The organism is Tissierella sp. P1 (genome assembly GCF_002266425.1).
Lineage (GTDB): Bacteria > Bacillota > Clostridia > Tissierellales > Tissierellaceae > Tissierella > Tissierella carlieri.
This window is the reverse complement of sequence record NZ_NPMN01000004.1, coordinates 158,888-185,768: the sequence shown is the minus strand read 5'-3', so window position 1 is coordinate 185,768 and position 26,881 is coordinate 158,888. Positions and strand designations below refer to the sequence as shown.

The 26,881-nt window shown below is 29.7% G+C and carries 32 protein-coding genes; all 32 read right to left on the bottom strand.

The window, feature by feature from the left end; genetic code table 11:
* Nucleotides 1–1,050: aminopeptidase (locus CIW83_RS04475; RefSeq protein WP_094899665.1), on the bottom strand; the 1,050-nt coding region annotated here is incomplete at its 3' end.
* Nucleotides 1,051–1,074: 24 nt separating this feature from the next.
* On the bottom strand, nt 1,075–2,316 hold the full coding sequence (locus CIW83_RS04470; protein ID WP_094899673.1) for an aminopeptidase P family protein: 1,242 nt from the start codon (nt 2,314–2,316) through the stop codon (nt 1,075–1,077).
* A gap of 197 nt (nt 2,317–2,513) precedes the next feature.
* Complete coding sequence (locus tag CIW83_RS04465) at nt 2,514–3,500, bottom strand: S9 family peptidase (RefSeq protein WP_094899664.1); 987 nt, start codon at nt 3,498–3,500, stop codon at nt 2,514–2,516.
* Nucleotides 3,501–3,759: 259 nt separating this feature from the next.
* Complete coding sequence (locus tag CIW83_RS04460) at nt 3,760–4,077, bottom strand: hypothetical protein (RefSeq protein ID WP_094899663.1); 318 nt, start codon at nt 4,075–4,077, stop codon at nt 3,760–3,762.
* Nucleotides 4,078–4,151: 74 nt separating this feature from the next.
* Nucleotides 4,152–4,616, bottom strand: a complete 465-nt coding sequence (locus tag CIW83_RS04455; protein WP_094899662.1) for a hypothetical protein — start codon at nt 4,614–4,616, stop codon at nt 4,152–4,154.
* Between the two features lie 26 nt (nt 4,617–4,642).
* On the bottom strand, nt 4,643–4,810 hold the full coding sequence (locus CIW83_RS22100) for a hypothetical protein (protein ID WP_158220013.1): 168 nt from the start codon (nt 4,808–4,810) through the stop codon (nt 4,643–4,645).
* A gap of 145 nt (nt 4,811–4,955) precedes the next feature.
* The gene (locus tag CIW83_RS04450) at nt 4,956–5,153 is read right to left on the bottom strand and encodes a YjfB family protein (RefSeq protein WP_094899661.1); all 198 of its coding nucleotides are present in this window, start codon (nt 5,151–5,153) and stop codon (nt 4,956–4,958) included.
* A 129-nt stretch (nt 5,154–5,282) separates the two neighbouring features.
* Nucleotides 5,283–6,383, bottom strand: coding sequence for a DUF2920 family protein (locus tag CIW83_RS04445; protein ID WP_094899660.1), 1,101 nt, complete (start codon nt 6,381–6,383; stop codon nt 5,283–5,285).
* Nucleotides 6,384–6,432: 49 nt separating this feature from the next.
* Nucleotides 6,433–7,683, bottom strand: coding sequence for a flagellin lysine-N-methylase (gene fliB / locus CIW83_RS04440; protein WP_094899659.1), 1,251 nt, complete (start codon nt 7,681–7,683; stop codon nt 6,433–6,435).
* A gap of 265 nt (nt 7,684–7,948) precedes the next feature.
* Nucleotides 7,949–8,083: a hypothetical protein gene (locus tag CIW83_RS24200; protein WP_143598514.1), complete on the bottom strand. Its 135-nt coding sequence runs from the start codon at nt 8,081–8,083 to the stop codon at nt 7,949–7,951.
* Nucleotides 8,084–8,152: 69 nt separating this feature from the next.
* The gene (locus CIW83_RS04435) at nt 8,153–8,686 is read right to left on the bottom strand and encodes a 6-hydroxymethylpterin diphosphokinase MptE-like protein (RefSeq protein ID WP_158220012.1); all 534 of its coding nucleotides are present in this window, start codon (nt 8,684–8,686) and stop codon (nt 8,153–8,155) included.
* Nucleotides 8,687–9,052: 366 nt separating this feature from the next.
* The gene (locus tag CIW83_RS04430; RefSeq protein WP_094899657.1) at nt 9,053–9,763 is read right to left on the bottom strand and encodes a cytidylyltransferase domain-containing protein; all 711 of its coding nucleotides are present in this window, start codon (nt 9,761–9,763) and stop codon (nt 9,053–9,055) included.
* Between the two features lie 14 nt (nt 9,764–9,777).
* A complete protein-coding gene (gene neuC, locus CIW83_RS04425) occupies nt 9,778–10,935 on the bottom strand; it encodes a UDP-N-acetylglucosamine 2-epimerase (RefSeq protein WP_094899656.1) in 1,158 nt (385 codons plus the stop codon).
* Between the two features lie 64 nt (nt 10,936–10,999).
* Entirely contained in the window at nt 11,000–11,929 is a 930-nt protein-coding gene (gene neuB, locus CIW83_RS04420) for an N-acetylneuraminate synthase (protein WP_304440611.1), read from the bottom strand.
* Nucleotides 11,926–12,564: an acetyltransferase gene (locus CIW83_RS04415; protein WP_094899655.1), complete on the bottom strand. Its 639-nt coding sequence runs from the start codon at nt 12,562–12,564 to the stop codon at nt 11,926–11,928. Before CIW83_RS04415 ends, neuB begins: the two co-directional genes overlap by 4 nt.
* Entirely contained in the window at nt 12,564–13,079 is a 516-nt protein-coding gene (locus tag CIW83_RS24195) for a sugar phosphate nucleotidyltransferase (protein ID WP_201259674.1), read from the bottom strand. Before CIW83_RS24195 ends, CIW83_RS04415 begins: the two co-directional genes overlap by 1 nt.
* A complete protein-coding gene (locus CIW83_RS24190; RefSeq protein ID WP_201259673.1) occupies nt 13,076–13,612 on the bottom strand; it encodes a CBS domain-containing protein in 537 nt (178 codons plus the stop codon). The genes CIW83_RS24195 and CIW83_RS24190 overlap by 4 nt, the downstream gene beginning before the upstream one ends.
* Before the next feature lie 11 nt (nt 13,613–13,623).
* Entirely contained in the window at nt 13,624–14,793 is a 1,170-nt protein-coding gene (locus tag CIW83_RS04405) for a LegC family aminotransferase (RefSeq protein WP_094899654.1), read from the bottom strand.
* An 11-nt stretch (nt 14,794–14,804) separates the two neighbouring features.
* Nucleotides 14,805–15,785 (bottom strand): NAD-dependent 4,6-dehydratase LegB, encoded by a 981-nt coding sequence (locus CIW83_RS04400; RefSeq protein ID WP_094899653.1) that lies wholly within the window; start codon nt 15,783–15,785, stop codon nt 14,805–14,807.
* Between the two features lie 13 nt (nt 15,786–15,798).
* Nucleotides 15,799–17,658, bottom strand: coding sequence for a 6-hydroxymethylpterin diphosphokinase MptE-like protein (locus tag CIW83_RS04395; RefSeq protein WP_094899652.1), 1,860 nt, complete (start codon nt 17,656–17,658; stop codon nt 15,799–15,801).
* Nucleotides 17,645–18,271 carry a hypothetical protein gene (locus CIW83_RS04390; protein WP_094899651.1) on the bottom strand — a complete coding sequence of 209 codons (627 nt, stop codon included), beginning with the start codon at nt 18,269–18,271 and terminating at the stop codon, nt 17,645–17,647. Before CIW83_RS04390 ends, CIW83_RS04395 begins: the two co-directional genes overlap by 14 nt.
* A 169-nt stretch (nt 18,272–18,440) precedes the next feature.
* Nucleotides 18,441–19,256: a flagellin gene (locus CIW83_RS04385; RefSeq protein WP_094899650.1), complete on the bottom strand. Its 816-nt coding sequence runs from the start codon at nt 19,254–19,256 to the stop codon at nt 18,441–18,443.
* A gap of 72 nt (nt 19,257–19,328) precedes the next feature.
* Nucleotides 19,329–20,894 (bottom strand): response regulator, encoded by a 1,566-nt coding sequence (locus CIW83_RS04380; protein WP_094899649.1) that lies wholly within the window; start codon nt 20,892–20,894, stop codon nt 19,329–19,331.
* Nucleotides 20,895–20,937: 43 nt separating this feature from the next.
* Nucleotides 20,938–21,162 (bottom strand): carbon storage regulator CsrA, encoded by a 225-nt coding sequence (gene csrA, locus CIW83_RS04375; RefSeq protein ID WP_094899648.1) that lies wholly within the window; start codon nt 21,160–21,162, stop codon nt 20,938–20,940.
* A gap of 1 nt (nt 21,163) precedes the next feature.
* Nucleotides 21,164–21,511 (bottom strand): flagellar assembly protein FliW, encoded by a 348-nt coding sequence (fliW, locus tag CIW83_RS04370; protein WP_304440612.1) that lies wholly within the window; start codon nt 21,509–21,511, stop codon nt 21,164–21,166.
* A gap of 269 nt (nt 21,512–21,780) precedes the next feature.
* Nucleotides 21,781–22,746, bottom strand: a complete 966-nt coding sequence (flgL, locus tag CIW83_RS04365) for a flagellar hook-associated protein FlgL (RefSeq protein ID WP_094899647.1) — start codon at nt 22,744–22,746, stop codon at nt 21,781–21,783.
* Nucleotides 22,747–22,751: 5 nt separating this feature from the next.
* Complete coding sequence (flgK, locus tag CIW83_RS04360; protein ID WP_201259672.1) at nt 22,752–23,831, bottom strand: flagellar hook-associated protein FlgK; 1,080 nt, start codon at nt 23,829–23,831, stop codon at nt 22,752–22,754.
* A 5-nt stretch (nt 23,832–23,836) separates the two neighbouring features.
* Entirely contained in the window at nt 23,837–24,193 is a 357-nt protein-coding gene (locus CIW83_RS22645) for a hypothetical protein (RefSeq protein ID WP_201259671.1), read from the bottom strand.
* A 37-nt stretch (nt 24,194–24,230) separates the two neighbouring features.
* Complete coding sequence (flgK, locus tag CIW83_RS04355) at nt 24,231–25,622, bottom strand: flagellar hook-associated protein FlgK (protein ID WP_094899646.1); 1,392 nt, start codon at nt 25,620–25,622, stop codon at nt 24,231–24,233.
* A gap of 2 nt (nt 25,623–25,624) precedes the next feature.
* The gene (flgN, locus tag CIW83_RS04350; protein ID WP_158220011.1) at nt 25,625–26,092 is read right to left on the bottom strand and encodes a flagellar export chaperone FlgN; all 468 of its coding nucleotides are present in this window, start codon (nt 26,090–26,092) and stop codon (nt 25,625–25,627) included.
* Nucleotides 26,082–26,393, bottom strand: coding sequence for a flagellar biosynthesis anti-sigma factor FlgM (gene flgM / locus CIW83_RS04345; protein WP_094899644.1), 312 nt, complete (start codon nt 26,391–26,393; stop codon nt 26,082–26,084). Before flgM ends, flgN begins: the two co-directional genes overlap by 11 nt.
* 63 nt (nt 26,394–26,456) lie before the next feature.
* Nucleotides 26,457–26,873 carry a TIGR03826 family flagellar region protein gene (locus tag CIW83_RS04340; RefSeq protein WP_094899643.1) on the bottom strand — a complete coding sequence of 139 codons (417 nt, stop codon included), beginning with the start codon at nt 26,871–26,873 and terminating at the stop codon, nt 26,457–26,459.
* Nucleotides 26,874–26,881 lie beyond the last annotated feature (8 nt).

The following is a 26,881-nucleotide window of genomic DNA, read 5'->3' as shown; positions in this document are numbered from 1 at the left end:
CGAAAGTACACAAGAATTTGCTAATGCTCTTTTTACTATAAGCTCTGAATATTTTTCTTCTATAATATCTATTAATTCTGAGACTGTATTTTCAAAGAATTTTGATTCCATGCTTGTATTTCCTACACTGCCTATTTCTTCTTTATCTACAAATAGAGCAACAGCTGTTTTATTTGGAGTGTCTATATCTAATATTGCTCTTAGAGAAGTAAATGCACAAGCCCTATCATCTTGTCCATAGCCTCCAACCATACTTCTGTCTATGCCTACATCTCTCGATTTTCCTGCAGGCACTATTTCAAATTCTGCAGTAGTAAAGTCTTCTTCTATGATTCCATATTTTTCGTTGAGTATGTTTAATACATTTAATTTAACTTTCTCACTTATCTCTCCATCTTTATAAGGAATACTACCTATTAAAATATTTAATCCTTCTCCCGTAATTCCTTCATCCATTTTCTTTGCCATTTGATCTTTAGCTAGATGTGGAAGTAAATCAGTTATGAAAAATACTGGGTCATTTTCATCTTCACCTATAACAATATTAACTTTTTCTCCATTTGATTTTACTACAACTCCATGTAAAGCTAGCGGCAATGTTACCCATTGATATTTTTTTATTCCACCATAATAATGAGTTTTTAATAGTGCAAAATCTGAATCCTCATAAAGGGGAAATTGTTTCAAATCTATTCTTGGAGCATCTAAATGTGATCCAATTATATTCATTCCTTTTTCAAGTTTTTCTTTTCCTAATACAAATAATACAACTGATTTATCTTTGTTATTTGCATAAATTTTCATTCCATGAGTAGGCCTTATACCCCTTTCTCTTATTTCATCTATTGATATATAGCCATTTTCTCTAGCTACTTTTATTATTTCCATTGCTGCTTCTCTCTCTGTTTTTCCTTTATCCAAAAAATCCTTATATTCTTCATTTATATCGAAGATTTTCTCTTTTTCACTACTATCTAATGTTTCCCATACATTTTTCCATTTGTGAGTTAATTTTTCTTGTAGCTTTTTTCCTTCTGATTTATTAGTCATTTTTACCCCTCCACAATATCTAGATTATTTATTCATAGCTGCTTCTATTTCTTCCACAGTTTTTATGATGTTTTTAGATAAATTCTCACATCCATTTTCCGTAATTAACAAATCATCCTCTATTCTTATTCCTATTTCCTCTTCTTCAATATAAAGACCTGGTTCATTAGTTATAATCATACCTGGTTTTAAATCAATATTATATATTCCTACATCATGTGTATCTGCTCCTAAATAGTGTGACACTCCATGAAAATAGTATTTTGAAATTTCTCTATCCTCATTTATTAACCCTAATTCTTTACATCCTTCTGCTAATACCTTTTTAGCAATTTCGTTTAATTCTTTATAAGGAAGCCCTGGTCTTGCTGCTTCTTCAACAGCTTTTTGTGCCTTTAAAACAATATTATAAATTTGTTTTTGTCTTTCAGTAAATTTACCATTGATAGGGAATGTACGGCTTATATCTGCATTATAATATCTATATTGTGCTCCCAGATCAAATAATATCAAATCCCCCTCTTCTGCTTTACAGTTGTTCTGGGAGTAGTGAAGTATGGTAGCATTTTTACCTCTTGCAGCGATTGTTTCAAAGGCTCTATTGGTTATTCCATTTTTCTTCAAAGTAAAATCAAAATATGCTTCAATTTCATATTCCATCATTCCTGGTTTAATATTGTCAAGCATATTCATAATTCCTTCATTAGTTACTTCTATTGCCTTTTTAATTAACTCAATCTCTTCATCTGATTTTATCATTCTTAACTCTGCAATATCATAATAAATATTTTTAATTTGTATATATGGATATTTTTCATTAATTATCTTAGCAAAGTTTTGAGCCTCTGTCATTGATGTATTAATTTCTTGTCTTTCTAAATCCAAGTATATTTTTTCTATTCTATTTCTGCTTAAGATAGATCCTATAGCTCCCTCAAAATTATCTAAATATTCAATGTTATCTATTCCCGATAATTCTATTGCCTCTTCAGAAGTAATCGTAGCCCCTACCCACTTCTCCATAATTGGATCTGGTCTTTCTATAAATAGTTTCTCTGAAATCTTTCCATCAATTTTGCTCACTAAAAGAATTATTTTACTTTGATCAATACCCGTTAAATAATAAAAATTTCTATTTGGTATAAATTGATAGAGTTCATCAGCAGATTTATATGGTGCTGTCCCTGCAAATAATAATAAAACACTATCATTATTTAACCTTTCTTCTAGTTCTTTTCTATTCTTGGTGAAAAATCCTTTGTCCATATCCATCCCCCCATTATTTATAATTTTATTAGCTTTGATATTTGCAATCTGTAATATTAAACAGCTATATCTTTGATTATATGTTAGTAAGGGAACAAATTCAAATATAACTTTCATAATATGAGAATTTTTCCAAAATAATAGAACTAGCTTTACTAGTCCTATTATAATAAGATATATTTCCTGCTCTTTATCCTTTATATGCCCTTAACAAAAGTTATTATCTCAGTTATAAATTCTTGGTTCAATGGTAAATCAGGCTTACTATAAGTAGCCATATTCCCTTCTTTATCTGTAGGTGCATCCTTTAATACATGATTCATTCCTTTAACTATAACTAACTTACTATCAGGATTTCCTTCATGTAGAATCTCTGCATCTGTTACTTCAACTTGAATATCATTATCTCCTTGAAGAATTAATATAGGTACCTTCACATTTGCAATTTCTGCCACAGGGTCGTATTTAAACCAAGAAATCATATATGGTTGAACACTAGGTCTAAATAAGGAATATAATTCTTGCGGAGGATTAAATATTAAATTTCCTTCTTTTAATGTATCTAACAACGGAAGACTCTTCTCATATATATCTCCTGACTGATTTTTTAATTGTCTTTTCAATGTATCATAAGCAGAATACCCCATACCAGACACTGAAATGAATCCTTCAACATTAGACTTATAAGATGCTGTAGCACCAATTAATGCACCTTCGCTATGACCTATAATTATGACTTTACTAAACCTTTTATCTTCTCTTAATTTATTCACCCATCTTACAACATCATCTATATAATCTTCAAAGATTAAATCTTCTTCCTTTTTAACTAAAGGCTTACTTTCTCCAATTCCTCGCTTATCATATCTAATAGAAGCTATTCCTTCTTTCGCTAAAGACTCTGAAATCATCTTTAAACTATTATTTTTTCCAGCTAATGGATTGTTACCGTCTCTATCTGTTGGTCCAGACCCAGCTATTATTATAGCTACTGGAAAATTATTTCCTTCCTTAGGTAAAGTTAAGGTTCCATATATATTTCCTTCTGCAACCTCTAAGTTATATTCTTCCTCTATAAATTCCGTTTCTATTTCATCATTATCATTATTCTTCGTACAACCTGTAACAGAAGTTAAAATAAGAATTATCATAAGAAATAAAGTAATTCTATTTATTTTGTTCATGGAATTCCCTCCATTAATAATATTTGTTATATATATTGTATAACTAATATTATTGACTTGCAAGATTATTTTATATTTATAACTTTATGAATTAATAAAAAAGGACAGTAATGAATTAATTTTCAAAACTATCCTTATATTTTAACCTATTTAATTAACCATCCGCTATATATAACAAATACAGCTCCATATACAAACCTTGAACATACTGCCAGTTTCTCTATTTCTTCTGGTTTACCCAACTTTCCTAAATGCATTACTATAAGCTTCTTCTTATATGAAACTTACTTTTTGTATCTATTATTTTATCTATCGCCCTAGAAATTTCTTCTTTATCTAGTTTCTTAATTTTATTATCTATATAAGAAACATATCCATCTTCCACTAAACAATTAATACTTTTCAGTGTTACTCCTGTTGCGGTGATAATATCTAAAATAGTGGCATCAGGATGCTTCCTTATATGCTCTATGATTAGATCATGCTCTCTCTCTGTTTTTTTAAAACAATCCTCACAATATGATCTTCCATTTCTATCAAAGAATTTCCCACATCTCTTACACATTTCATATGCCATGAAAATCACCTCAAGTAAATTATATCATAGAATTCAATAAATTCTCTCATTTTATAAGATTTGAAACTTAATACCTATATAGGTTGGTAGAAATAAATTAATCCCCTATATAAATTCTTTTCTTTTATCCAATTATCTAAGGAAAACATCTCTTTTTGTCCCCAATTGGACGTAATTATATAATTAATACCTTCTAAATCTTTAACATAGCCCGTAATAGTCACCCAATGATATCTGAGGTTTTTGATTTTGCTATTCCAAGTAAGCATTAGTACTGGTGAATCTATCATCAATCCTTCTTTAATAAAATTTATGGCAGTATCTACATCCTTAGGCATAGATAGACTTTTGGCATCTAGGATAACCCCCTTAGATTTAGCAAATGATTTCAATCTTTTATTTAATTTTCCTAAACTAGGTATACCAAATATATTAGGTTTAACATATCTATAAATTTCATCAATAAATCTAGTGAATTCAACTCTTGAAAGACCCGGATATCTATATATATCCTCTAACCCCTTCCTATACATAGCCATATGGATCAAAGCATTTCCAGCAGCAGTTACACCACAAGACCTATCTGCCAGAATTTAGTTCTCAGCTTCTCCATATATAGCCACTTTTGAAGTCCACCATAATATAAATTATTAACTTTGACAAAATCTTCATGGTCTGTTAGATATGCTTCTTCTATTATATTTTCTTTTACTGTTGTATTAAGATTAGTCAAGTATGTTCCTCCATTCAACTTCTGAAATTCACTTTCTATTCATTTACTTCTTTCTAATTGTATCATATAGCTGAATGTAGATACATGTTTTTTTGAATCCAATTATATCCTATTTACTTATAAAAAAAGAACAGAAAATCTGTCCTTATAATCTAATATCTATAATTTTTCCTAAATGAGGATTAATTGATTGCTCCATTATTTTTGTATTGACTTCTAGCATCTGAGTCAAATCTATGGCTTGTACTTCTACTGTATCCATTGCCATCTTCATCACTGAAATACTGGCTTGTTGGGCTACTTTCATTTGACTAAGATTCATTGATAATGCTGCTATATCCATGGTGTTTCACCTCCTTTGTGGTCTTATAGTATAAGAATAAGTTATATTCTCTTGATAATACATTAGGTTTAACAAGTTAAATTTAAGCCTTAGTTTTAATTATTCGAATTATTGTTCTTCTGATTTAATTTATTTTCTTTCTAAATGTAAAACAGGGACAATGCTGCTATAATCCACTAAATATTTATTTTTTCTTGTCTTATAAGTTACATTTGCATTTTGTTTATTACCTGTATTTTTAAATTCAAAATCATAGTTATTTATTGTATAATCAAATAACTCTAAAAAATCAGCTCCTAGCCCGTGTTGCGTTGATTTAAATACCTTGTTATCTACTTTATCGTTGTCTATCTCATTATATCTAAATTTCTTGATAATCTCATTTAATACAACTTTATCCTTGTAACTAATTAAATTATCATTTGTACCATGATAACAAATAACCTCACACTGATTTTCTAATTTTTCATACAATGATGGTAAAAAAAGAATCTCCTCATCATATTCTAAAGTTTTTGCTAAATATTCAAACTCAACAGATAATAAAGAATTCCCATACATACTGTTCAAATATCGGTTACTTTTTAAATAAACTGGAAATAGCCATGAAGAATTATCTATCAATAATGAAAACATACTAGGCGCAAATGCATTGCATAGATAAGATAGATATGCACCGTGAGAATGTCCATATAATATAATCTTATTTTCATTAAAGCTATGTCCATTATCCTTTACAACTTCAATAACACTTATAACAGCACTTATATTATCTATTGCTTGAATTAATCCCATATCATTGTAATTATCCAAAGTTTCTTTAAGATTCTCTTTTGCAGATAAATTTATCTTATTGTTGCTAACTATTTCCATTAATCTTGGAAATATATCCTTATCTCTGTATATATAATCAATTTCTTCTCTCTTAAAGTCCCTTTGTAATTGATGTTTATTAACATTTAGTGAAATATTATTTGCACCTTGCATGAACTCCCAACCAAAATAGTCACACTGTATTGTCACTAAATTATATTTATCTGCAAATGTATTCCTCATTTTTTTATATACATTTGAATTTGCATTTCCACCAAATCCAGCTATAAGTAATAATATTCCTGTATCTTTATTTATCCCGCTATCTGGTTCTGAAAAGTAAACATTGAACTTTCTTTCTTTTAAAGTATGTAGACTCGGTTGTCCATACATTTCATAATTATATTCTTTTGCCATTTAAATACCACCTTATATGTTAAATAAAACTCTATCTAATATCCATGTTTTAGTTCTTAACCAATATTGACATATATGCTAGACTATCATATTCATGATCCTTTAGTAATTTAATTATACCCTGGATATACTCATTATTATGAAGTATTACCTTTGAAAAAGATTGTATAAGTTTTAGTGTTAAGTCATCAGTTAATCCTTTATGATATCCAGCCATACCTATCATATGAAGTTTTATCATTCCATAAAGTATACATAAGAATATATACGAATCCCATATTGATTTATAGTTACCAAAAGGCATAACGCCTTTGAAATACTCATTCACCAAATAATTCTCTAGGATGTATTCCTTTTCTTTAATGTATGATAGTAGATAACTATTATAATTTTCTTCGTATTTCTTAATAATACTTTCAACATTTTCTATTTCTTCACCATCTTTAAAACCTAAACCCAATAAGGTTTCATTAATACACTCCTTATATCTATAATTAGGTATTCCTAATTGAGTCTTCAGGTCAATAATTCCATTTGCTAGGTCAAATTGTACTTGAATCTTAGACGGTATATCTTCTATATCTTTCTTGAAATCCATAGTTTCTATGATATCACTCATATGTTGCAACATAGACGGAATTTCTTTTATGTTATTGTTTGAATATAGCTTATCTATTCTTCTGTATACCATACCTAAGATTATAAGTCTTTCCCATAATTTATATCTACGATCCTGTAATAAAGATAAGCTAAATAACCTAATGTCCCAAAAATATCTTTCAGGTTTGTTTATATACAAATGACCTTCTGTATCAAATATTCTATGAACATTAATCCTTTTATCTATATCTTCTTCTACTTGTTCAAACCGAATGCCCCTAGAATCTAAAAGCGCAGCCCTAGCAATCTCTGGACAAGATATTACAGCACTCCTCTCCAATCTTCCATCTATTTGATTTACGTGTCTTGGATATAGGGCACATGTATCTGATAAATATTCTGCTCCTAATTTTCTATGAATTTTGCAAAGACTTTCTTCATCTAAGAAAGGACATCCTCCATTTTCCAACATTTTTATCTTGCCATAAGACACATTATTATTTTGGGTATGTTCTCGATTTATCATTTTCTGAAATAATGGCTTTAACCCTATATCTTGAATCTTTTTATATTTTTGATAAGTACTTTTATCTATAAATACTTTCCATCCAATACAACAACTATCTTCACATTTCGACCCAATACAATTAAAATCTTTCATATAGCTTGGTTCTAGTATTATTCTTTTTCTATTAGACAATAGTAAATCCCCTCTCTATATGTATTAACAGGTCCCACTTAGACCTTAGTCGCTACTATCTTAACCATTTAAAATATAGTTTTATCTATAACATCACTCAATTTCATTATCTTAGTTCACTTTATTCTAGCTCCCCATTCAGTTGCATCTATAAATTCTATATCTTTTTCTTCAGCTATTCTATTTTGTATCCATCTTGGATATATATAAATTTTTAGAAGTCTGAATAATATTTCCGTTTACATCTTCCACATCCCTCATGCTATTACTTTCTATATATATCTTGTGAAAATGTATCCTTGGAATGAGTCTTATTCCTAGTAAATGGAAGGTCTTGTCCTACAAATATCATCTGATTACATCCCATTCTAATAGCTACATCTAACTCGGTAGTAGCCACAAAACCACCTGTTTTGACTAACTCATGGTTGTGATTTTTATCATATTCTTGAGCAAGAGAATATCCTTCTTACAACGCTATATATTTAAACCCTTTGTATTTTTTCATTACATTTTTATCACAAGTAGATAATACTACGATTGGAACATCAATATCTAATCCTTTTAGTTGCATATCATAGAGATATTCTGATAGATCAGTAATTATTATATAATCTGGAGTAATTCCAGCTGATAATAATGATTTAACTGCTCTACCTACAGATAGGATAATTCCATTATCTTTAACTTTTGCAAGTTCTTGAATATTCTTATCAAGAGGTGGACCTGCTGCAACTAAGTATAAAGGTTTATTTATATGTTTATTAAATAAAGTATCAACATTCTTATCAAAGTTATTAATGTTTTCTGTAAAATTTTCTTCTAACATATGCTTTGTTGAATCAATTGTTTTTTGCTTGATTTGAAACGCTTCAAGTAAGTATTTAAGCTCTATAAATTCTTCTGGAATAATATTTAGTGATGGAATATGGATTGCTATTTTTACGTTTTCAATTAATAGTATTTTATTTAGTTTTTCATAAGACTTTCTCTCATTTTCCATCATAATAAATGTAACGTTATTATTGTTTAGAATTCTAGTTAAATTAATGTTTTCACTTGCTAATTTGAAAATATCTTTGTTACATTAAATAATATATATATGATATTTATCATTGTTTTTTTATAAGTTCTTCTAGTGCTTCTATATGATAGCCTAGACCTAAGCTATATATTAAGTAATTTTCTACATTTTAATCGTATACTTCTTCTGCAAAAGCTCTAGAGTCTCTGTTAGGATTATATCTGCTATAAATAAGAAAACTTTTGTTATTTATAGTTGCTTGGATGGTTGGCATATTCAATTGCTTAGTAGGTATTCAATTAAATATTTGATTGTTTTGCATACTTATTCTCCTCTTAGAACCTTTTAAACCCTATTATGATAATTTTGTTTCATCAAACTCTCTGCAATAAAAAAATCTATTTCATCATCAATATCAACTGATGCTTTTTTATCCATTACATATGCATAACTTTTTTCTTTGTAAAAATCATTATACTTTAAAAAATAATCTACTTTACACATATATATAGCCCCATTAATTCTATAGTATTTATCTAACTCTTGCCTCCTAGTTTTTATACCCTTAAGTAAAAATCCATCCATACTCAAATTTTCAGCTAAAGTATTCATATATAGCGGTGAATGTTCAGCTTCACATACACTTATCACAGAGTTAGCATCTTTTTCAAATAGAAGTTGTATTGAATTAATTATATCTTCTTTAGTCCTTAGTGGTGAGGTGGGTTGTAGAAGCATGAAATAATCATACTCTTTTCTAATCTTACTCAATTCTTCTATTGTATGTACTATCGTGTCAATACTTGTTGCTGTATCGTTTGATAGATAATCCGGTCTCATAAAAGGAACCGTTGCACCAAACTTTTTAGCAATATCCCCATACGTTTGAGAATCTGTAGATACAACTACCTCATTAAATATATCACTTTCAATTGCAGCTTCTATAGTATGTGCGATCATTGGTTTTCCGTTTAATTCTTTTATATTTTTATCTTTTAATCCTTTCGAACCACTTCTAGCTGGTATGATAGCTAGAAATTTTTTATTGTTATACATAATATAATCCACCCTTATAAATCATAAAATGATTTTTTTAATTTAATTCCATTATTTAAACTATTTTTTATTATATATAGTATTTTTTCAGAAACATTTCCATCACCATAGGGATTTATAGTATCTTTAATCTTCTCTCTAAATTTAGTTGATAATCCTAGTTTAATTGATTTATATATTTCATTCTCCATTGGTTGACAATTTATAGTTGTTTCTGAGTATATTCTTCCCTTTTGTCTATCTCCAATATTTATTGTGGGTATATTAAACGAAGGTGCTTCTATAATTCCACTTGATGAATTTCCTACAACTAAATCTACATATTTCATTGCTGATAAATACCTTAGTTGTCCCATTGATGTAAAGGCTACTGCCTTATTGTTATTATTTTTTACATATTCATCTATCATCAAATTAATAATTCGCCCATCTGTATCTGAATTTGCTTTTGTAAATATTAATTTTAAATCATTAAGTCTATCTAAAGCATTAAGCAATTCTTGAAATTCTTCTTTAGAATTACTATTTTCAAGTGTAACTGGATGAAATGTGACTAAAGCAGTATTTTTATCAAATTTAAAATTAATATCTTGTTCTAATTCATTTCTATCCAACAACTCTAATTTCTTTATGCTTTCAATACCAATTGCTCCTACATTAAATACCCTGTCAGGATTCTCTCCCAGTTGTATTACTCTTTTTCTATATTCTTCTGTACTTGTAAAATGCAAGCAACTCATTTTTGTTATAGAATGTCTAAATCCTTCATCAAATGCCCCCTCGGTGGTTTCCCCACCATGAATATGAGCTATAGGTATTTTAGACACCATAGCCACAGTTGTAGCAGAAAATACTTCATATCTATCTCCTAGGATGACTACCATGTCTGGCTTCAACCTTTCAAAAATATCTGCAAATCCAACCATAGCTAGTCCCATAGATTTAGATATTCCTATAGCTGTATCTGAACTAAGTAACATTTCTATTTTTTCATCAATAATAAAACCATCAGATTCAATTTCTTTATATGTTAGTCCAAATTCTGGTGATAAATGCATACCTGTTGCAACTAGTTGAAGTTGTAATTCATCGTCTTCTTTTATCCTCTTAATTAAGGGTCTAAGAAGCCCATATTCAGCTCTTGTACCTGTAACTATACATATCTTTTTCATATCTCAATCAACTCATCTTCTTTAAAATCTCTTTTTGCCTTTTGTCCTATAATCTCATCCCATCTCATAGGGAGATTCCATCTCCAGGCCTTTTTATTCCTAAATTTTCTTCTGTAAATATCTCACCTTTTATAATATTTCTTCCTGCCACTATACTTTTTCTTGCTATATTTATATTTTTTGCCTCCGATCCTGTTAATTTTTTTACTCCATCTCCTAGAGCCTTCTCAATATTTCTTATACATCTAACCATCTCTTTAAGCTCTTCTGGTTCTAAGCTAGCTCTATGATCTGGCCCTTCCATGTTTTTATCTAAAGTAAAATGCTTTTCAACTACTGTAGCACCTAGAGCAACTGCTGCTATCGGAACTTCTATTCCTAGTGTATGATCTGAGTAACCAACCTCCACTTTAAATGCCTCTCTTATTGTATTCATTGCATTTAAGTTTACATCATCTATTGGCGTAGGATATTCTGTATTGCAATGTAACACAATCATATCTTCTGTTCCACTAATTCTAAGTATATCTAAAGCTTTTTCTATATCACCAAGGGTAGACATCCCAGTGGAGAGTATTACCTTTTTCTTTAATAAACCTATCTTCCGTAAATATGGTACATTAGTTATTTCTCCTGAAGGTATTTTAAATATCTCAAGACCTAGAGTGCTGAGCAAATCTATACTTTCTAAATCAAAGGGTGATGATAAGAACATTATATCTTTAGACTTACAATAATTTATTAATTCTTCATGTTTTTCGTAGTCTAATTCCAACCTTTTTATCATTTCAAATTGGTTTTCTTCTTTACCTGTTGTCAATTCTTGATATTCAGCTTTTTGAGCATTCTTAGTTACCAGTTTTTCAGCTTTAAAGCTTTGAAACTTAACAGCATCTGCTCCTGCATTACTAGCTTTATCAATTAGTTTTTTAGCTAAATCAATACTCCCATTATGATTCACTCCTGCTTCTGCTATAATAAAAACTTTTTTCATTTTTTCACCTCTTTGCAAGGATTACCATAAGCTTTAACATTACTTTCAATATTTCTTATAACTACAGAGCCAGCACCTATTATTGCATTGTCACCAATTTTTATATTTTGAATTATAGTTGAATTAGTTCCTATATGTGTGTTGTCCCCTATGACTACATTTCCACTTATAGTAGACCCTGGTGCTATATGACAAAAAGCTCCTACATTACAGTCGTGTTCGATTATTGCTCCTGTATTAATTATGCTATTATTGGATATTTTAGCATTAATATTGATTATTGCGCCTTTACCAATAAAATTGCCATGACCTATCTCAATTTTATCTGATACTATCGCAGTATTGTCAACTATATTTGGAAAAATATATCCAATATTTAAAGCAATAGAATACAGTTTTCTTCTTAGTAATGTATCTCCAATGCCTCCTATGGTTAGAAACGCATTTCTAACTCCATTTTTATAATAATATTCCAGACTATCATCTGTTCCTATTATTTTAATACCACATATTTCATTTCCTACTTTATCAGCTATATCCAATATCCCTATAATATTATATTTTTTTAACTTATTGATAGTATCAATAATGGATTTACAATGTCCTCCACCACCAATTAGGATAATATCTTCCATCACTTAATCCCTAACCTTTCAAGCATAATTTCCATTTCCTTAAACTGTCCCATATCAAGCCAAGAACCCTCACTTACAGGGTAGACTCCTATCTTTTTACCTTTATTGATATAATCATTTATTAAATCTGTTATATGAAAGAATTCATTTGCTGGGATATCATTAATTACCTCTGGTTCTAGTATGTACATGCCAGTATTCACTAAGAAATCATATTCAGGTTTTTCTATCATTTTTTTTACATCGCTATCACCATTTATTTGAATTACTCCATAAGGAATTGTATAATGCTTAAGTGAAGTAATTAAGGTAATTTTGGCCTTATTCTCTTTATGATATTTCAACATATCTGAATAATTTCCTTCAATTAGGATATCACAGTTTATTAGAAAAAAAGTGTCCTTTATTTTATCTTTTAATAAATATAGCCCTCCTGCTGTGCCTAGTGGTTTTTCTTCTTCTATATAATCAATTAAATATGACTTTTGAATTTCATTAAAATATGCCTTTATCATATTTTTTTATAATTAACTGCCATATAAAAATTATTACATCCATATTCATTAAATCTGTTTATAATCCTTTCTACTATTGGAATATCTCCTATGGGTATGAGGGGTTTTGGTAATATTTTTGTATACGGGTCAAGTCTAGTACCTTTTCCACCAGCCATTATTACCACTGGATTGTCCATCTTATTAAATTTAAACTTTCTATTAAAATTATCATTCCAGAAAATAATATCTATTACTTCTTTTTTCTTATTTAGAACTGGTATAGCTTCTATACTATATTCTTTAAGAATTTTCTTTGCATCTTTTCTATCCTCTTCAGATATACTTATCGGTGTTTTTATCATAATTAAGCTAACAGGATCACTTAAACTTCCACTTTTAAGTATCCATCTTCTAATATCTCCATCTGTAAGTACACCTATTAGCTTATTATCTTCAACTACTAATAATATTTTCTTTGCTGTTTCATCTAACTTTTTAATTGCTTCTTTAATTGATAAATCTTCATTTATAAACAACTCTTGTATATTCAAAGGGATTCCCCCTATCTTTGTAATTCTCGTAAAATATCACAAACATATTTTGCATTTTCTTTTGTAAGGCTTGTACTACACGGAATATTAATAATTCTCTCTATATAATATTTTGCTTTTTCTATTCGGTGTGATTGATTGTGTCTATATGGTTTTTGCTCATGAACTAATCCCCATATTGGCCTTGTTTGAATATTGTTTTCATTTAATTTCATTAGTAAATCATCTCTACTAATCCCATAATTCTCTTTATCAATTAATAGTGAATAAAACCAATGGTTAGCTCTTGTATTTTTATTAAAATCTAGAACTGATAACCCTTGTATTTTATCAATTTCTTGTTTATATAGATTATAGTTTTCTATCTTTATTTTAATAAAATCTTCTAATTGCTCTAATTGTGCAACTCCAAGTGCCGCTTGTAAATTTGTCATTCTATAATTAAATCCTATTTCGTCATGAATATAATATAGTTCATCATCTTTGGCTTGAGTGGATAGGTATTTAGCCTTATCAGATAATTCACTACTTTTAGATACTAATATTCCACCTCCACCAGTAGTTATTATCTTATTGCCATTAAACGAATATACTCCAAAATCCCCTATAGTTCCTGCAAATTTACCTTTATATCTACCTTCAGTAGAATATGTTCCTAGTGCTTCTGTTGAGTCTTCTACTACCTTTAACTTATATTTTTCGGCTATATCTATAAGCCTTTCCACATTTGCCATATTACCAAATATATGGACTATAACTAAAGCTTTAATTGTTTTTCCTGTTTTCTTATTGATTAGTCCTTCTTTTGTCAAACTACATTTTTCTATACAAAATTCTTCAAGCTTATCCAAATCCATATTTAGAGTATCATCACAATCCATAAATATTGGTTCTGCTCCTAGGTATCTAACTGGATTAACTGCTGCAATAAATGTAAGAGTAGGTACTATTACTTCGTCACCATATTCTATACCTGAAAGCTTCAATGCTAAATGAAGCCCAGCTGTACCAGATTGACATGCAACAGCTCTTTCAACCTTGAGATATCTTGCAATATTTTTCTCAAATTCATTAATATATCCTCCACCTGTAGACACCCATTCTGTTTCTACTACTTTTGTTACATATTCTAATTCTTTTCCTTTTAAATTCGGTACTGATAATGGAATAAATCTACTCATTTCTATCGCCCCTAAATATTATATATATCAATTTTATATTTATCTAAGTTGTTTTTTATCCATTCTATAGTTTCAGCCAATCCTTGTTCTAAAGTATAGTTTGGTCTCCAATTTGTCATTCTTTTTATCTTTTCATTGGACCCTAACAACCTATTTACTTCAGACTTTTCTGGTCTTAATCTTTCTTCTTCACATATTATTCTTGCACTAGAGTTAATTTGATTAATCATTTCTTGTGCAAGTTTACCTATTGATATCTCTTGCTGTGTTGCAATATTTATTTCTTCACCTATTGTATTAATAGCTTTTGCAATCTCAATAAATCCTTGTACTGTATCTTTTACATAATTAAAATCTCTAGTAGGAGTTAATGAACCTAGTTTAATCTCTTCTTTTCCTGCTAACAGCTGTGTAATTATAGTAGGTATAACTGCTCTTGCTGATTGCCTTGGACCATAGGTGTTAAATGGTCTAACTATGGTAATAGGCATATCAAAGCTTCTATAAAATGACTCTGCTACTCTATCAGCACCTATTTTAGTTGCGGAATATGGTGATTGTCCCTGATATGGATGTTCTTCATCTATAGGGACATATTTTGCTGTACCATATACTTCTGATGTTGAAGTAACTAATATTCTACTTGTCCCTAAATCCCTTGCAGCCTGTAATACATTTAATGTCCCTTTGATATTTGTATCCACATAGGAGTCTGGTGAATGATAACTAAATGGTATGGCTACTAAAGCAGCTAAATGAAAAACTTCCCCTATACCTTTCATAGCTTCCTTAACTCCATTTGGATCTCTTATATCCCCCGTAAATACTTCTATTTCATTTAGAATATCTTTAGATAATGTATCTAACCAGCCCCATGAATTAAAGGAATTATAGTAGGCAAAGGCTCTTACCTTATAACCTTCTTCTACCAACTTTTCAACTAAATGACTACCAATGAATCCGTCTGCTCCTGTAATTAAAACTTTCTGCATATTACTCACCTTCCTATAAAGACGATTGACTGTATTTTGATATAGATTCCTTCATTTCATTATAAGTAGGAACTATAGTTTCTATATCTTTAGTGCATACATCTATAAAATTTCTAAAGCTTTCTGCTATCTTTCTACCTTTTTCATAGGGATCTTTTATTTCATTTAAACTATCTATACTATCAACCAATATTTTATATTGGACTCTATTCATAGGCAATATGAATGTTTTATAAAAATCATTGTTCTCTATCTTTCTCAATTCCTTATCTAATTTAATATATAGGTTTTCTGCTTGATAATAATTTCTATTGTTTATGGTTTTTTCTATTCTATTTAATACGCTATTATATTCTTTATTTACCTTTATAGCATTATCATAGGATTTATCCATGGCTTTAAGTCTTAATTGTAAGTATTCTTTGTCATATTTTGTTTTGCTTCCTTCTAACCAATTTTCTTTAACTATATTTTCTTTTAAATCCTTATCTATTATATCATTAAGTTCTATAAAGGTTGTTCCTTTTATATGAGCTCCACCTTTTGTAGTATTTATTACTTTTATATTTGGGAGTTGTTCTATATAGTGTTCTATTTGTTGCCTCATAGAATTAAATCCTTCATTGCTTAATATTTCATTTCCATAAACATCTTTTACCTTTATTCCCTTTTCTATTTCTTCTCCTGATAAACCATTGCTATAGGATATTCCTTCAGAGTAATGTTCTTTTCCTCTATATCCTAGATTTTGTCCTACTAAGATAATAGAACTAAATCCTAATTGATACAACAATTGAATCGTAATCACTGCAATGGAAGATGCGTCATGAACTATATTTATGGCATCCTCATCTTCAACTTTTAAATAATAATTTGATACAGTATCTTGGGATGTTATCATATGGTATTTATCTCCTAGATAATTTTCAAGTGTCTCAAATCCAACAGATGAACCAAATATCATAGGAATTTCTTTTATATCTCTTTCCTTAGCCATTTGAAATACTATTTGATTCTTTTCTGTAGGATCATAGGTACATGCAGCATCTGGATAAATATTATGATGAATTAAGGTATTTATTGACGATCCTACACTAAATATATAGGCCAACCCATTTTCCTTAATATATCTAAGATTTTCTATTTCTTCGTTTAATGAAGGTCCTGCTGCTACTAGTATGGCAGTTTTCCCTTTAAATTCCCCTTTTTTTTCAATTAAAATATTTGGAGTGGATAATACTTCTCCAAAGTTTTTCATACTATTTATTATCCATCTTTTCTGGAATGAATAGTTCGTGGCTAATTGAGATCTTTTATCTTTAATAAGTGTCCTGAACATTTCATTAAATCTATCAAATTCATCAACAAAGTTTTGTTTATGTGAAGGTAGGTTTATAATCTCTAGTTCTCCCCTATTCTGGTCAATAAATCTATCTAGTTTTTCTATATTATTACCTTCTCCTAGGTTTATTCCCATCAATCTTCCTTTAGAGAAATCTCCTAGATTTATATTTGATAGAAAATTATACATCAATTCTGGTATAGGCTCAAATATATAATATTTTATATTTGGATATTTCTCTAAAATTAATTTTATATGGTAGCCTAATCCTGTGCCATAGAAAATAATATTTGAGTTCTCATCTATATCTTCATAGGATTCTACTATTGTATTGGCTTCTCTTATAGGATCATATTTGCTATGGAGATAGATTTTATTATTGTCCTTAGTTATAATTAAGGTTTTATCTCCTTTTCTTGTTTCTTCTATTTGAAATAAAAGCCTATTTTTCTCATCCTCATATTGCTTTAGCTTATCCCAAATTTGAGGGTCTGATTCTTTTAATATATTTATATTATCAGTTAAGATCATATAAATTTGCCTCCACACTTACTAAACTTGATAATCGACCTGCCATTTCTTTAAAGATGGCTATAATTTCATAAGATAGTATATCCGCTATTGTAACATTATCACCGCTTGATAATGCATTTTCAAAATCTGGCAATATCTTTTGTAATGAGAATAATTCTTTTACATATAAATTCCAATCCTCATATCTTGATACTATATCCTTTAACCTTTCATCCTGATCTATGGAGGAAGATGTATTTACTATCCAACTTATACCACCAAGCAAATCATTTAAATCATTCCATGCGTCAGTATCTGAATTTTTATAAAATTTATCTGCTAGACTTTCTATTATGTCTGGCGTTCTTTCAAGGTAACTTAAAGTAGAGGCTAATATATCATCCACTAGTTCCTTATAAGTCAAGGCAACTATTTCTACCTTTTCTATTACTCTAATATTGTCTAAAAAGTAATCATAATAGTTTTCATATACTTCAAGTCCATCTATTATCATATGACTTAGTATCTTTGATGAATTAACTATTATAGTATCTATTTCATTCAATATCTTATCAATTACATCCTTGCTATTTTCAACCTCCAGAGTTTGATCTTCTATATAAATTTTCAACATAATACCCCCATTCTTTTCTATGTATATATTATCGACAAAATTAGATATATATTTATATAATACCTCATTTTGGTATATTGTCACAAATAAATTATAAGATTTATCTACGCACAAAAAACCAGAGGAAAATCCTCTGGTTTTAGTTCGCCTCTTGAAATTTGTTCAATTATCTTAATAATTGTAATACTGTTTGAGGAGCCTGGTTTGCTTGAGCTAACATAGCTGTACTTGCTTGTTGTAATATGTTTTGTCTTGTTTGCTCCATCATTTCTTTTGCCATGTCTACGTCTCTGATTCTTGATTCTGCAGCTTGTAAGTTTTCTGCTGAGTTGTCTAAGTTTTTGATTGTATGTTCTAGTCTGTTTTGAAGAGCACCTAATTTTGATCTTTGTGTAGATAATGCCTTAATTGAACCATTAGCTCTTGTAATTCCAGATTCTGCTTTAACTCTAGAACTAACGTCAGCAGCTAATCCACTTGCAACAACAGCTGTCAATCCACTAATTGACACCTTCATATTTTGACCACTATTAGCTCCGATTTGGAATTGTTTGTCTGTGAAATTACCATCTAATAATTTCATACCATTAAATTCTGCTCTAGTTCCAATAGCAGTAATTTCATCTTGTAAAGCTTTTACCTCTTCTTGAAGAGCTGCCCTATCAACAGTATCATCATTTGTATCGTTAGCTGATTGTACTGCTAATTCTCTTATTCTTTGTAACATTGAATGAACTTCATCTAATGCACCTTCTGCTGTTTGAATAAGTGAGATACCATCTTGAGAGTTTCTTGATGCTTGATTAAGTCCTCTAATTTGACCTCTCATTTTTTCGGAGATTGATAATCCAGCTGCATCGTCTCCTGCTCTGTTAATTCTGTAACCAGATGATAATTTCTCCATAGATTTAGCACCAGCATTTGTTGATATACCTAATTGTCTGTGAGTGTTCATTGCCATTAAGTTGTTATTAATTCTCATTTTTATTCCTCCTTGATTTTGTTTGTTGGCATCCTTGCCAAAATATTTTAGTACCTTTGGCCAAAAGGTTTTTTAACTTTCATTATTATTATCGGACGCTTGTCCAATAACTTTAGCATTTTCATCAGAATATTTTTCTTTTATCTGCAAAAATTTATCTAAATTGTCAAATAGTATGTCCACTAGGTTCGGATCAAAGTGTTTTCCACTTTCTTCTTTAAAATATTTTAGTATATCATTTATCACCCAAGCTTTTTTATATACTCTAGGAGATCCTAATGCATCAAATACATCAGCTATTGCTGCTATCCTTCCATAGATATGTATTTCTTCTCCTTTTAATCCTCTTGGATAACCTTTCCCATCGTATCTTTCGTGATGTTCATGAGCCACTATGGATGCTGCCTTTAGGATTTCTCTTTTTGAATTCTTTAGTAGATTATATCCTATTGTTGTGTGTGTTTTTACTACATTAAATTCCTCTAACGTTAATTTACTAGGTTTAAGCAATATATTATCAGGAACTGCAACCTTGCCTATGTCATGTATTGGTGAAGCATGGGTAAGGAGCATAGTATCTCTCTGTGATAATCCATATTCTTCTGCTAGTAACTTACAATATTTAGAGACTCTCTTTACATGTGAGCCTGTTTCTTCTGATCTTGCTTCTGTAACTTCTCCTAATGTGTATAATATTTCTTTCTGAGTTGCTTCTATTTCTAAATTTAGACATAGGTTATCGAAAGTTGCAGATATACTTTTGTGAAATACATCTAATAATTCCATATCCACATAATCAACATTGTCATCATTCTCTATAAATATAATAGCTTCATTTCCTGCTGTACTTCTATATCTAGCTATATAACAATTATCAAAGAGTTCATGGTCTCCACCATTATATATTTTATTTGCTTTTATTAAATCAGTTTCTGAGACAGTTTCTCTTATTTTTTTATTGATAGAATCCTTATACTTACCAGTTCCGCCAACTATATTAAATATGTGAGTTTCACCTTGCCTAACTGCTGCAAAGGAGTTAATATTGCATTCATCTCTACCTTTACATTGATTGATTAATGAACTAAGATGACATAGACTAGATATTAAAAAATCATTTAACGCGTCCTTTTCATATAGTTTAGATATGGATGATACTACTTTTTCCATTGACTCTCTATTGTTTTTTATGCGATTAATATCCCTAAAGGATCTTAGGGATGATAAAATAACTGTATTCATTTTTTTAGAAAATAAATCTGTTTTGTTTTCATAGCCATTTATATCATAGTTCAATATGATTTCATCTTGTAAACTACTAGAACCTTTCCCTGTCATTAAAACAATTCTAATATCCGTATTTTTCAGATCTTCTCTAATATATTTTGCCAAGCCTAGACCCGAGTCTTTTTCTTCTAAAAATACATCCAATAATACTAAGGCTATATCCTCATTCCTTTTTAATATATTAACTGCTTCTTGAGATGTATAAGCACTATAAAACTCTATACCTTTATCCTCGAAGGTAAGATCTTTATTGATTTCTTTCAGCATCCTATGTATAAAATTATCATCATCTACTATCAATACTTTCCAGAATCCACTTTTATTAATACAAAATCTTTCTGTACCTTCCATGGTAGCTATTACTCCTCCTTGAGTAGTCGCAAATTTAATTGCCTTATTTATTGAAAAATTTTTTTACATCTTCTAGTTTAGAAATATTATTAAGGGCTGCCAGATTTTCTTCTTCCATTTTTTTATATAACTCATTACGTATTATATCAATGTCTTTTGGTGCTTCGATACCAATCTTGACCTTACCTTCTTCTATTTCTATTATTTTTATTTCAATTTTTCCATCTATAATTATGGATTCATCTTTTTTTCTAGTAAGTATCAGCATATTATTCGCCTCCTACTTTGGAGTCTTGATTGAAGATAAAATGTTTTGTAGTGTATCTTTCATCATCTAGAATTACTTGTTTACCTAACCTTTCCTTTGTATTAATTACTATTGGGCCTAAAAGATTAGTTGTCATTTTCTTCATATCTGTTGGTATAACTACTATTGTATATATGTTTATATCTTCTTCTTTTTCTATCTTTAATTTATTAATTGCTGTCTGCGGAAGTAATATATCATAGTCACTGAATATTTCAAAAGGATTTATGACAATAAATGACAAGTTTTGGTTATTAATTGATTGTAGCCAGTGAAAAGGGCTTTCCTTATCTTCATTCAATATAATTATAAATTCCTTTTCTTCTTCAAATGCTGGAATTCCTTCTTCAAAAATAATTATTTTTCCTTTTCTATCTCTATTTCTCCAAAATTTCTAGTTTTTATCTTCATTTGTATTACCTCCTTTATTCTTAATTGATAATAATCAATTAAAAGAAATATCTCGACACTAATTCCATTATAATACAAAATGTGGAATTATTATACATTAATTTTGAGCCTTCTTCTATGAGCATTTGTACCCAAAAACTTAAAAAGAGGACTTTTGTCCTCTTTATTTTATCTTAGAAAATCCATTAAACTCGGCTGTATTATTCTAGACCCTACTGCTAGGCTTGCTCTATATGCATTTTCTGCTATAGCTAGATTCATATAAGCTTCTGGTAAGCTAACATCTTCATTGAAAGATAATAACTCTTTTAGATTCACTATTTGATTTTCTATTTTATTCTTTGTTAAGTCTAATCTATTGGATTTTGCTCCTATCTCTGCTGTAACAGATAGGACATTGCTCATGGCATCTTTTATGTCTGTTAATGCCGATTGAAGGTCATCGTTGTTATTTGTATTTAGTGCTGCTTCTAATTTCTCAAACATATCGAATAAATATGCTTTGTCACCAACACTAACATCTGATGTATAATCCTTATTTCCACTACCAAATATCTTATTTCCTAAAGTATTTACGGATACTCTTTCTGCAACTCCTACATTATATACAAATATCTCGTCCTTTTTTTCTCCTGTAGGATTTCCATTTTCATCTAAAACATCATATTTCTTTAAATCTACTAAATAATTTCCATTCTCATCCAATAGAGGCTTATCGGTTTTAAATCCTGTAAATATGGATCTTCCTGCATAGGTAGTATTACCTATTTGAATCAAATGTCCCTTTAATTCTTTTATCTCTTCTTTTATCTTATCTAAGTCTTCGGAATTAGTTCCATTGGCAGCTTGTACCGTTAATTCGTTCACTCTATGAAGTACAGAATTTATTTCCTTTAGTGCTGATTCAGTTTCTTTCATCCAAGAGGCTGCATCTTTTGTGTTTCTGAGATACTGTTCTACCTTTGATATATCTGTATTAAATTTCAAAGATTTACTTGCACCTATTGGGTCATCTGACGGTACTCTAAATTTCTTCCCTTCAGTCATTTCATATTGCAATCTCTCTAGTCTTTGTAATGTGCTATTTAGATTATATGTCATATTACTTACAAGCATATTATTTGTTATTCTCAATTATACTACCTCCCAACCATTCCCAATCTATTTACAGTAACATCTATTATCATATCCATAGTTGATATCATCTTTGATGAAGCTATATATGCGTGTTGAAATCTTATCATATCTGCCATTTCTTCATCTAGATTTACTCCAGATATAGATTGACGTTTTGAGTCTATGTTTTTTTGCATTAGTCCTTGGGTTTCATAAAACCTTTTGGCCTGTAAACTATCTACTGCCATGGAAGAAAGCATAGATTTAATAAAATCATCCGGAGTTCCTTGTGATATATCTCCTGTAAAAAATGTCTTATCTTCCCTTTGTTTTATCAGTGCTAGAAGGTTTATATTATCATCTGCTGAGCCGCCAGGATTTCCTGCTGCTGCTATGTTTTTTACATCTTCTAATATGCTTTTATCTAAGGTTAAAGTTGCTGCTGGGCTATTTGGGTCATATTTAAAGAAATTAATTCCCGTTACACTATTTCCATTTTCATCTTTTAACGTATAACCTTTACTATGCAAATCATTAAACTTATCTGCAAACCCTTTGGCAAATTCATTTAATTGTTTTTGAAAATATGGTATACCTCTATAAGTATTTCCTTCTCCATTTCCTGTAAGCATATCCAATAACCCTTTTAGTTCACCTGATCTTAGGTTTACTTCACCGCCGTTTTCCCAGATTAATTTATATTCTTTTTCAGTTCCAGTATCTGTGGCTTTAAGTGAAAGTTTATTTGTAGATAAATGGTCTACTATGGATATTCCACTAAGAGAAATATTATATTTTCCATCTGGTGATTCATTTACTTTTATATTTACAATTTTAGATAATTCATCTACTAACAGCTCTCTTCTATCTCTTAAATCATTAACTTGTTTCCCATCTATTTCTAAGGAATAAATTTGTCTATTTAATCCTGCTATTCGTTCACTTAAGCTATTTACAGTCTTTATTTTTGCATCTATTTCATGTTCTGTTTCTGTTTTCATATTCATTAATCTTTGTGTTGTTTCATTGATATGTTTCGTAAATGCTAAGGCATTTTCTCTTACTGGTTCTCTAAAGGATATATCCGATGAGTTTTTACTCATTTCATCTAAACTTTTATAAAGTCATTCATATATTGTGTAAAACTACTCTTAGAAGGTTCACCCATTAGTTTTTCTATTTCTGTCAAAGAATTTTTCTTTATTTCCCATTCTCCCAATGGAGCCATTTCACTCCAGTATTTAAAATCTACAAAGGAATCTCTTACTCTTTTAACATTGTAAATCTCTGTGCCAGTACCTAAAAATCCTATACCTGGCATTTTAAATGGATTAGTAGCTCGTTGCTCCACTTGTTGTCTTGAGTATCCCTTCGTGTTTGCATTATCTATATTATGATTTGTGGTATATAAGGCTCTTTGTGACGCAAGAAGTCCTCTCACCGCTGAATTAAATCCAAAAAACATTTACTCAGTCCCTTCATAAAAATTTTGATTAGTAAATCTATCTTCCAACTAATCCAACCCTATTTACAACTGTCTCTATCATCTCATCAATAGCGTTTATTACCCTAGAGTTTGCTGTATATGAATGTTGGAATTTTATCATATCGGCCATTTCTTCATCCAAGGATACAGCCGATATACTTTGTCTTCTTTCATCTATGGTATTTATTAGAAAACCCTGATTTTCCGCTATAAGTCGTGAAGACTTTCTCTCTTCTCCCAAAGAAAAGATTATATCTCTATAATAATCATCTGTACTCATTTCTCCAAAGATAGTCTTATTTCTCAATTCATATATACCCTTAGCTATATCTCCATCACTAATTCCACCAGTTATGGATATTGCTATTTTATTGTAATTCGAAAGTTCTGGATTAACTTTGATATTGGAAGCATTAATTACTCCACCTGAACCTACGAAGAAATCCCCTCCCTTATTGCCTTCTAAATCTATTCCCGTGGAATGTAAAGCATTTATTTCATTTGCAAGGTTTTGTACAAATGTATCTAATCTATTCATATATTCAACCATAGATTTATCCCTTACATCTATGAATCCTGCCAATTCACCTAATCCATTTAAATCTATTTTTTCATTGGATTTTTCCCAGTATATATGTCCTAACCCATTGTTATCATTTTTTATATCTATTCTGCTGATAAAACTTCCATTAACTATATCTCTTCCTTGTAAAGATATTATTGTTTCTCCAAAGGTATTTTCATAGGATGTAATCGGCAATAATTCTGATAATCTATCTATAAGTGCATTTCTTTCATCTCTAAAGTCATTGGCTTTCATTCTACTATTCTCGCCTTCTACTAGCTTAACACTTTTATTTAATTCTCCTATTTTATCCAATATATTATTGACTTCATCAACTTTAGTAAGCATCTGTTTGTTTAAGTTATGTCTTATATCATTAAGCTGCCTTGATATATGATTAACAGTTTCTGCAAATGCAACGGAAGATTCATGTACTAATCCCCTAATAGTTAAGCTATCTGCTTCTTTAGAAAGCTCATCCCAATTTTTCCATAAACCATCCATTACTTTTTGTAATCCACTATCTGTTATTTCATTAAATACTCCCTCTATATCTTCAAGTATTTGTGCTTTTGCATAGTGGTATCCAAAACTGGCATTTTCACGTCGAAGTTTCAAATCTAGGAACTCATCTCTTATCTGCCTTATTTGGATAACATTAACACCTGTACCTGTTTGAAATCTACCATCAGCAGATTTGGTATATGAATTACTTGCATGTATTGCAGATTGTCTTACATAATTTGGATTATTTGCATTTGATATATTATGTGATACTGTGTCTAAAGATTTTCTTGAAGCTTGCAATCCTGATATTGATATATATAATCCTCCGAATCCCATTCCTACACCTTCCTATCAAAAATACTATTTCCACTGGATTTCTTGTTTTCTTTTCCATATCCTGGATCTATATGAGTATTTGTAATTAAGTTCATATTAAAATCAATCCAATCTAGATTATCTTGTATAAGATCATTGTTTAATTTATTTCTCAATGAAAGTTCTGCCATGACTTCCTTCATCTTATCTCTAATATATATTAATCTACTGTTGTCTTCTGGTATTCTTTCTATTACATTAGAAATAGGAGTGTTTACAGCTAGCCCCCAAGTATCTAATAATTTTTCTCTTTCTTCCTCTAAAAGAGCCATTTCATTTATTAGAGTTTCTTCTTTTTTTGTAGTTTCTTCTAATTCTCGCATATGATTGTTTATAATCATATCTGCCTTTTTAAATGAAAGTTCTTTTAATTCTGTTAAAACAGTCAATTCCTTTTCCATCACCGCTTCTAGCTCTTCCCTAAAAGTCATTTTCATCACCGGCCATTAAATTTTTTTTGTCAAAATTAATACTTTCAAGCATTTTTTCAGCTATCTTTTTCCCTTCTATATGATATGTTCCTGATTGAATTTGATTTTTTATATCTTCAACCTTATCCATACGTATTTCTTCTACGTCTTTAATTTTTTGCAATGCATATTGAAATTCTATAGCTTTTTCAGATATTTTAATTTGATCAATATCCTTTGATCCTTTATCCGAATTAACTTTCTTGACCCCCGAATTTTTGTTATACACTTGAAAAATATTATCTATTTTATTTATTCTCATAAAAAACACCCCACTTAACTTTCTATTATTATTATCGGTAAGATGGGGTGTTTCTTTAGCATATTATTTTCTTTTTTCATATCTATCTATTACTCTAAATTTTTCTTCTACTTTTTTATCTATTGTTCTTTTAGTTGATCTTGCAGAATCTACTACTTGTCCCAACTCTCTTTGAAGGTTATTCTTGCATTTATCACAAAACCTTCCTGTTCTAATACTTACACCACATTTTTCACATTCTAATATTAAATTACTGCCTTCTCCTATTTCTAGTCTTCCTTCCCTTAAAAATACTATTATCTTCCTTGAATCCACTCCCGTAGCTTCTTCAACCTCCGAAATAGTTGCTCCTGGATTATCATATAGATACTCCTTTACCTTTTGAAATTCATCCTCACCAGTCTTTCTGCAACTATGGCAGATTCTAAATCCATCATATTGATAAATTTTTCCACACTTAGCACAATTTCTTATATCCATACTTTCAC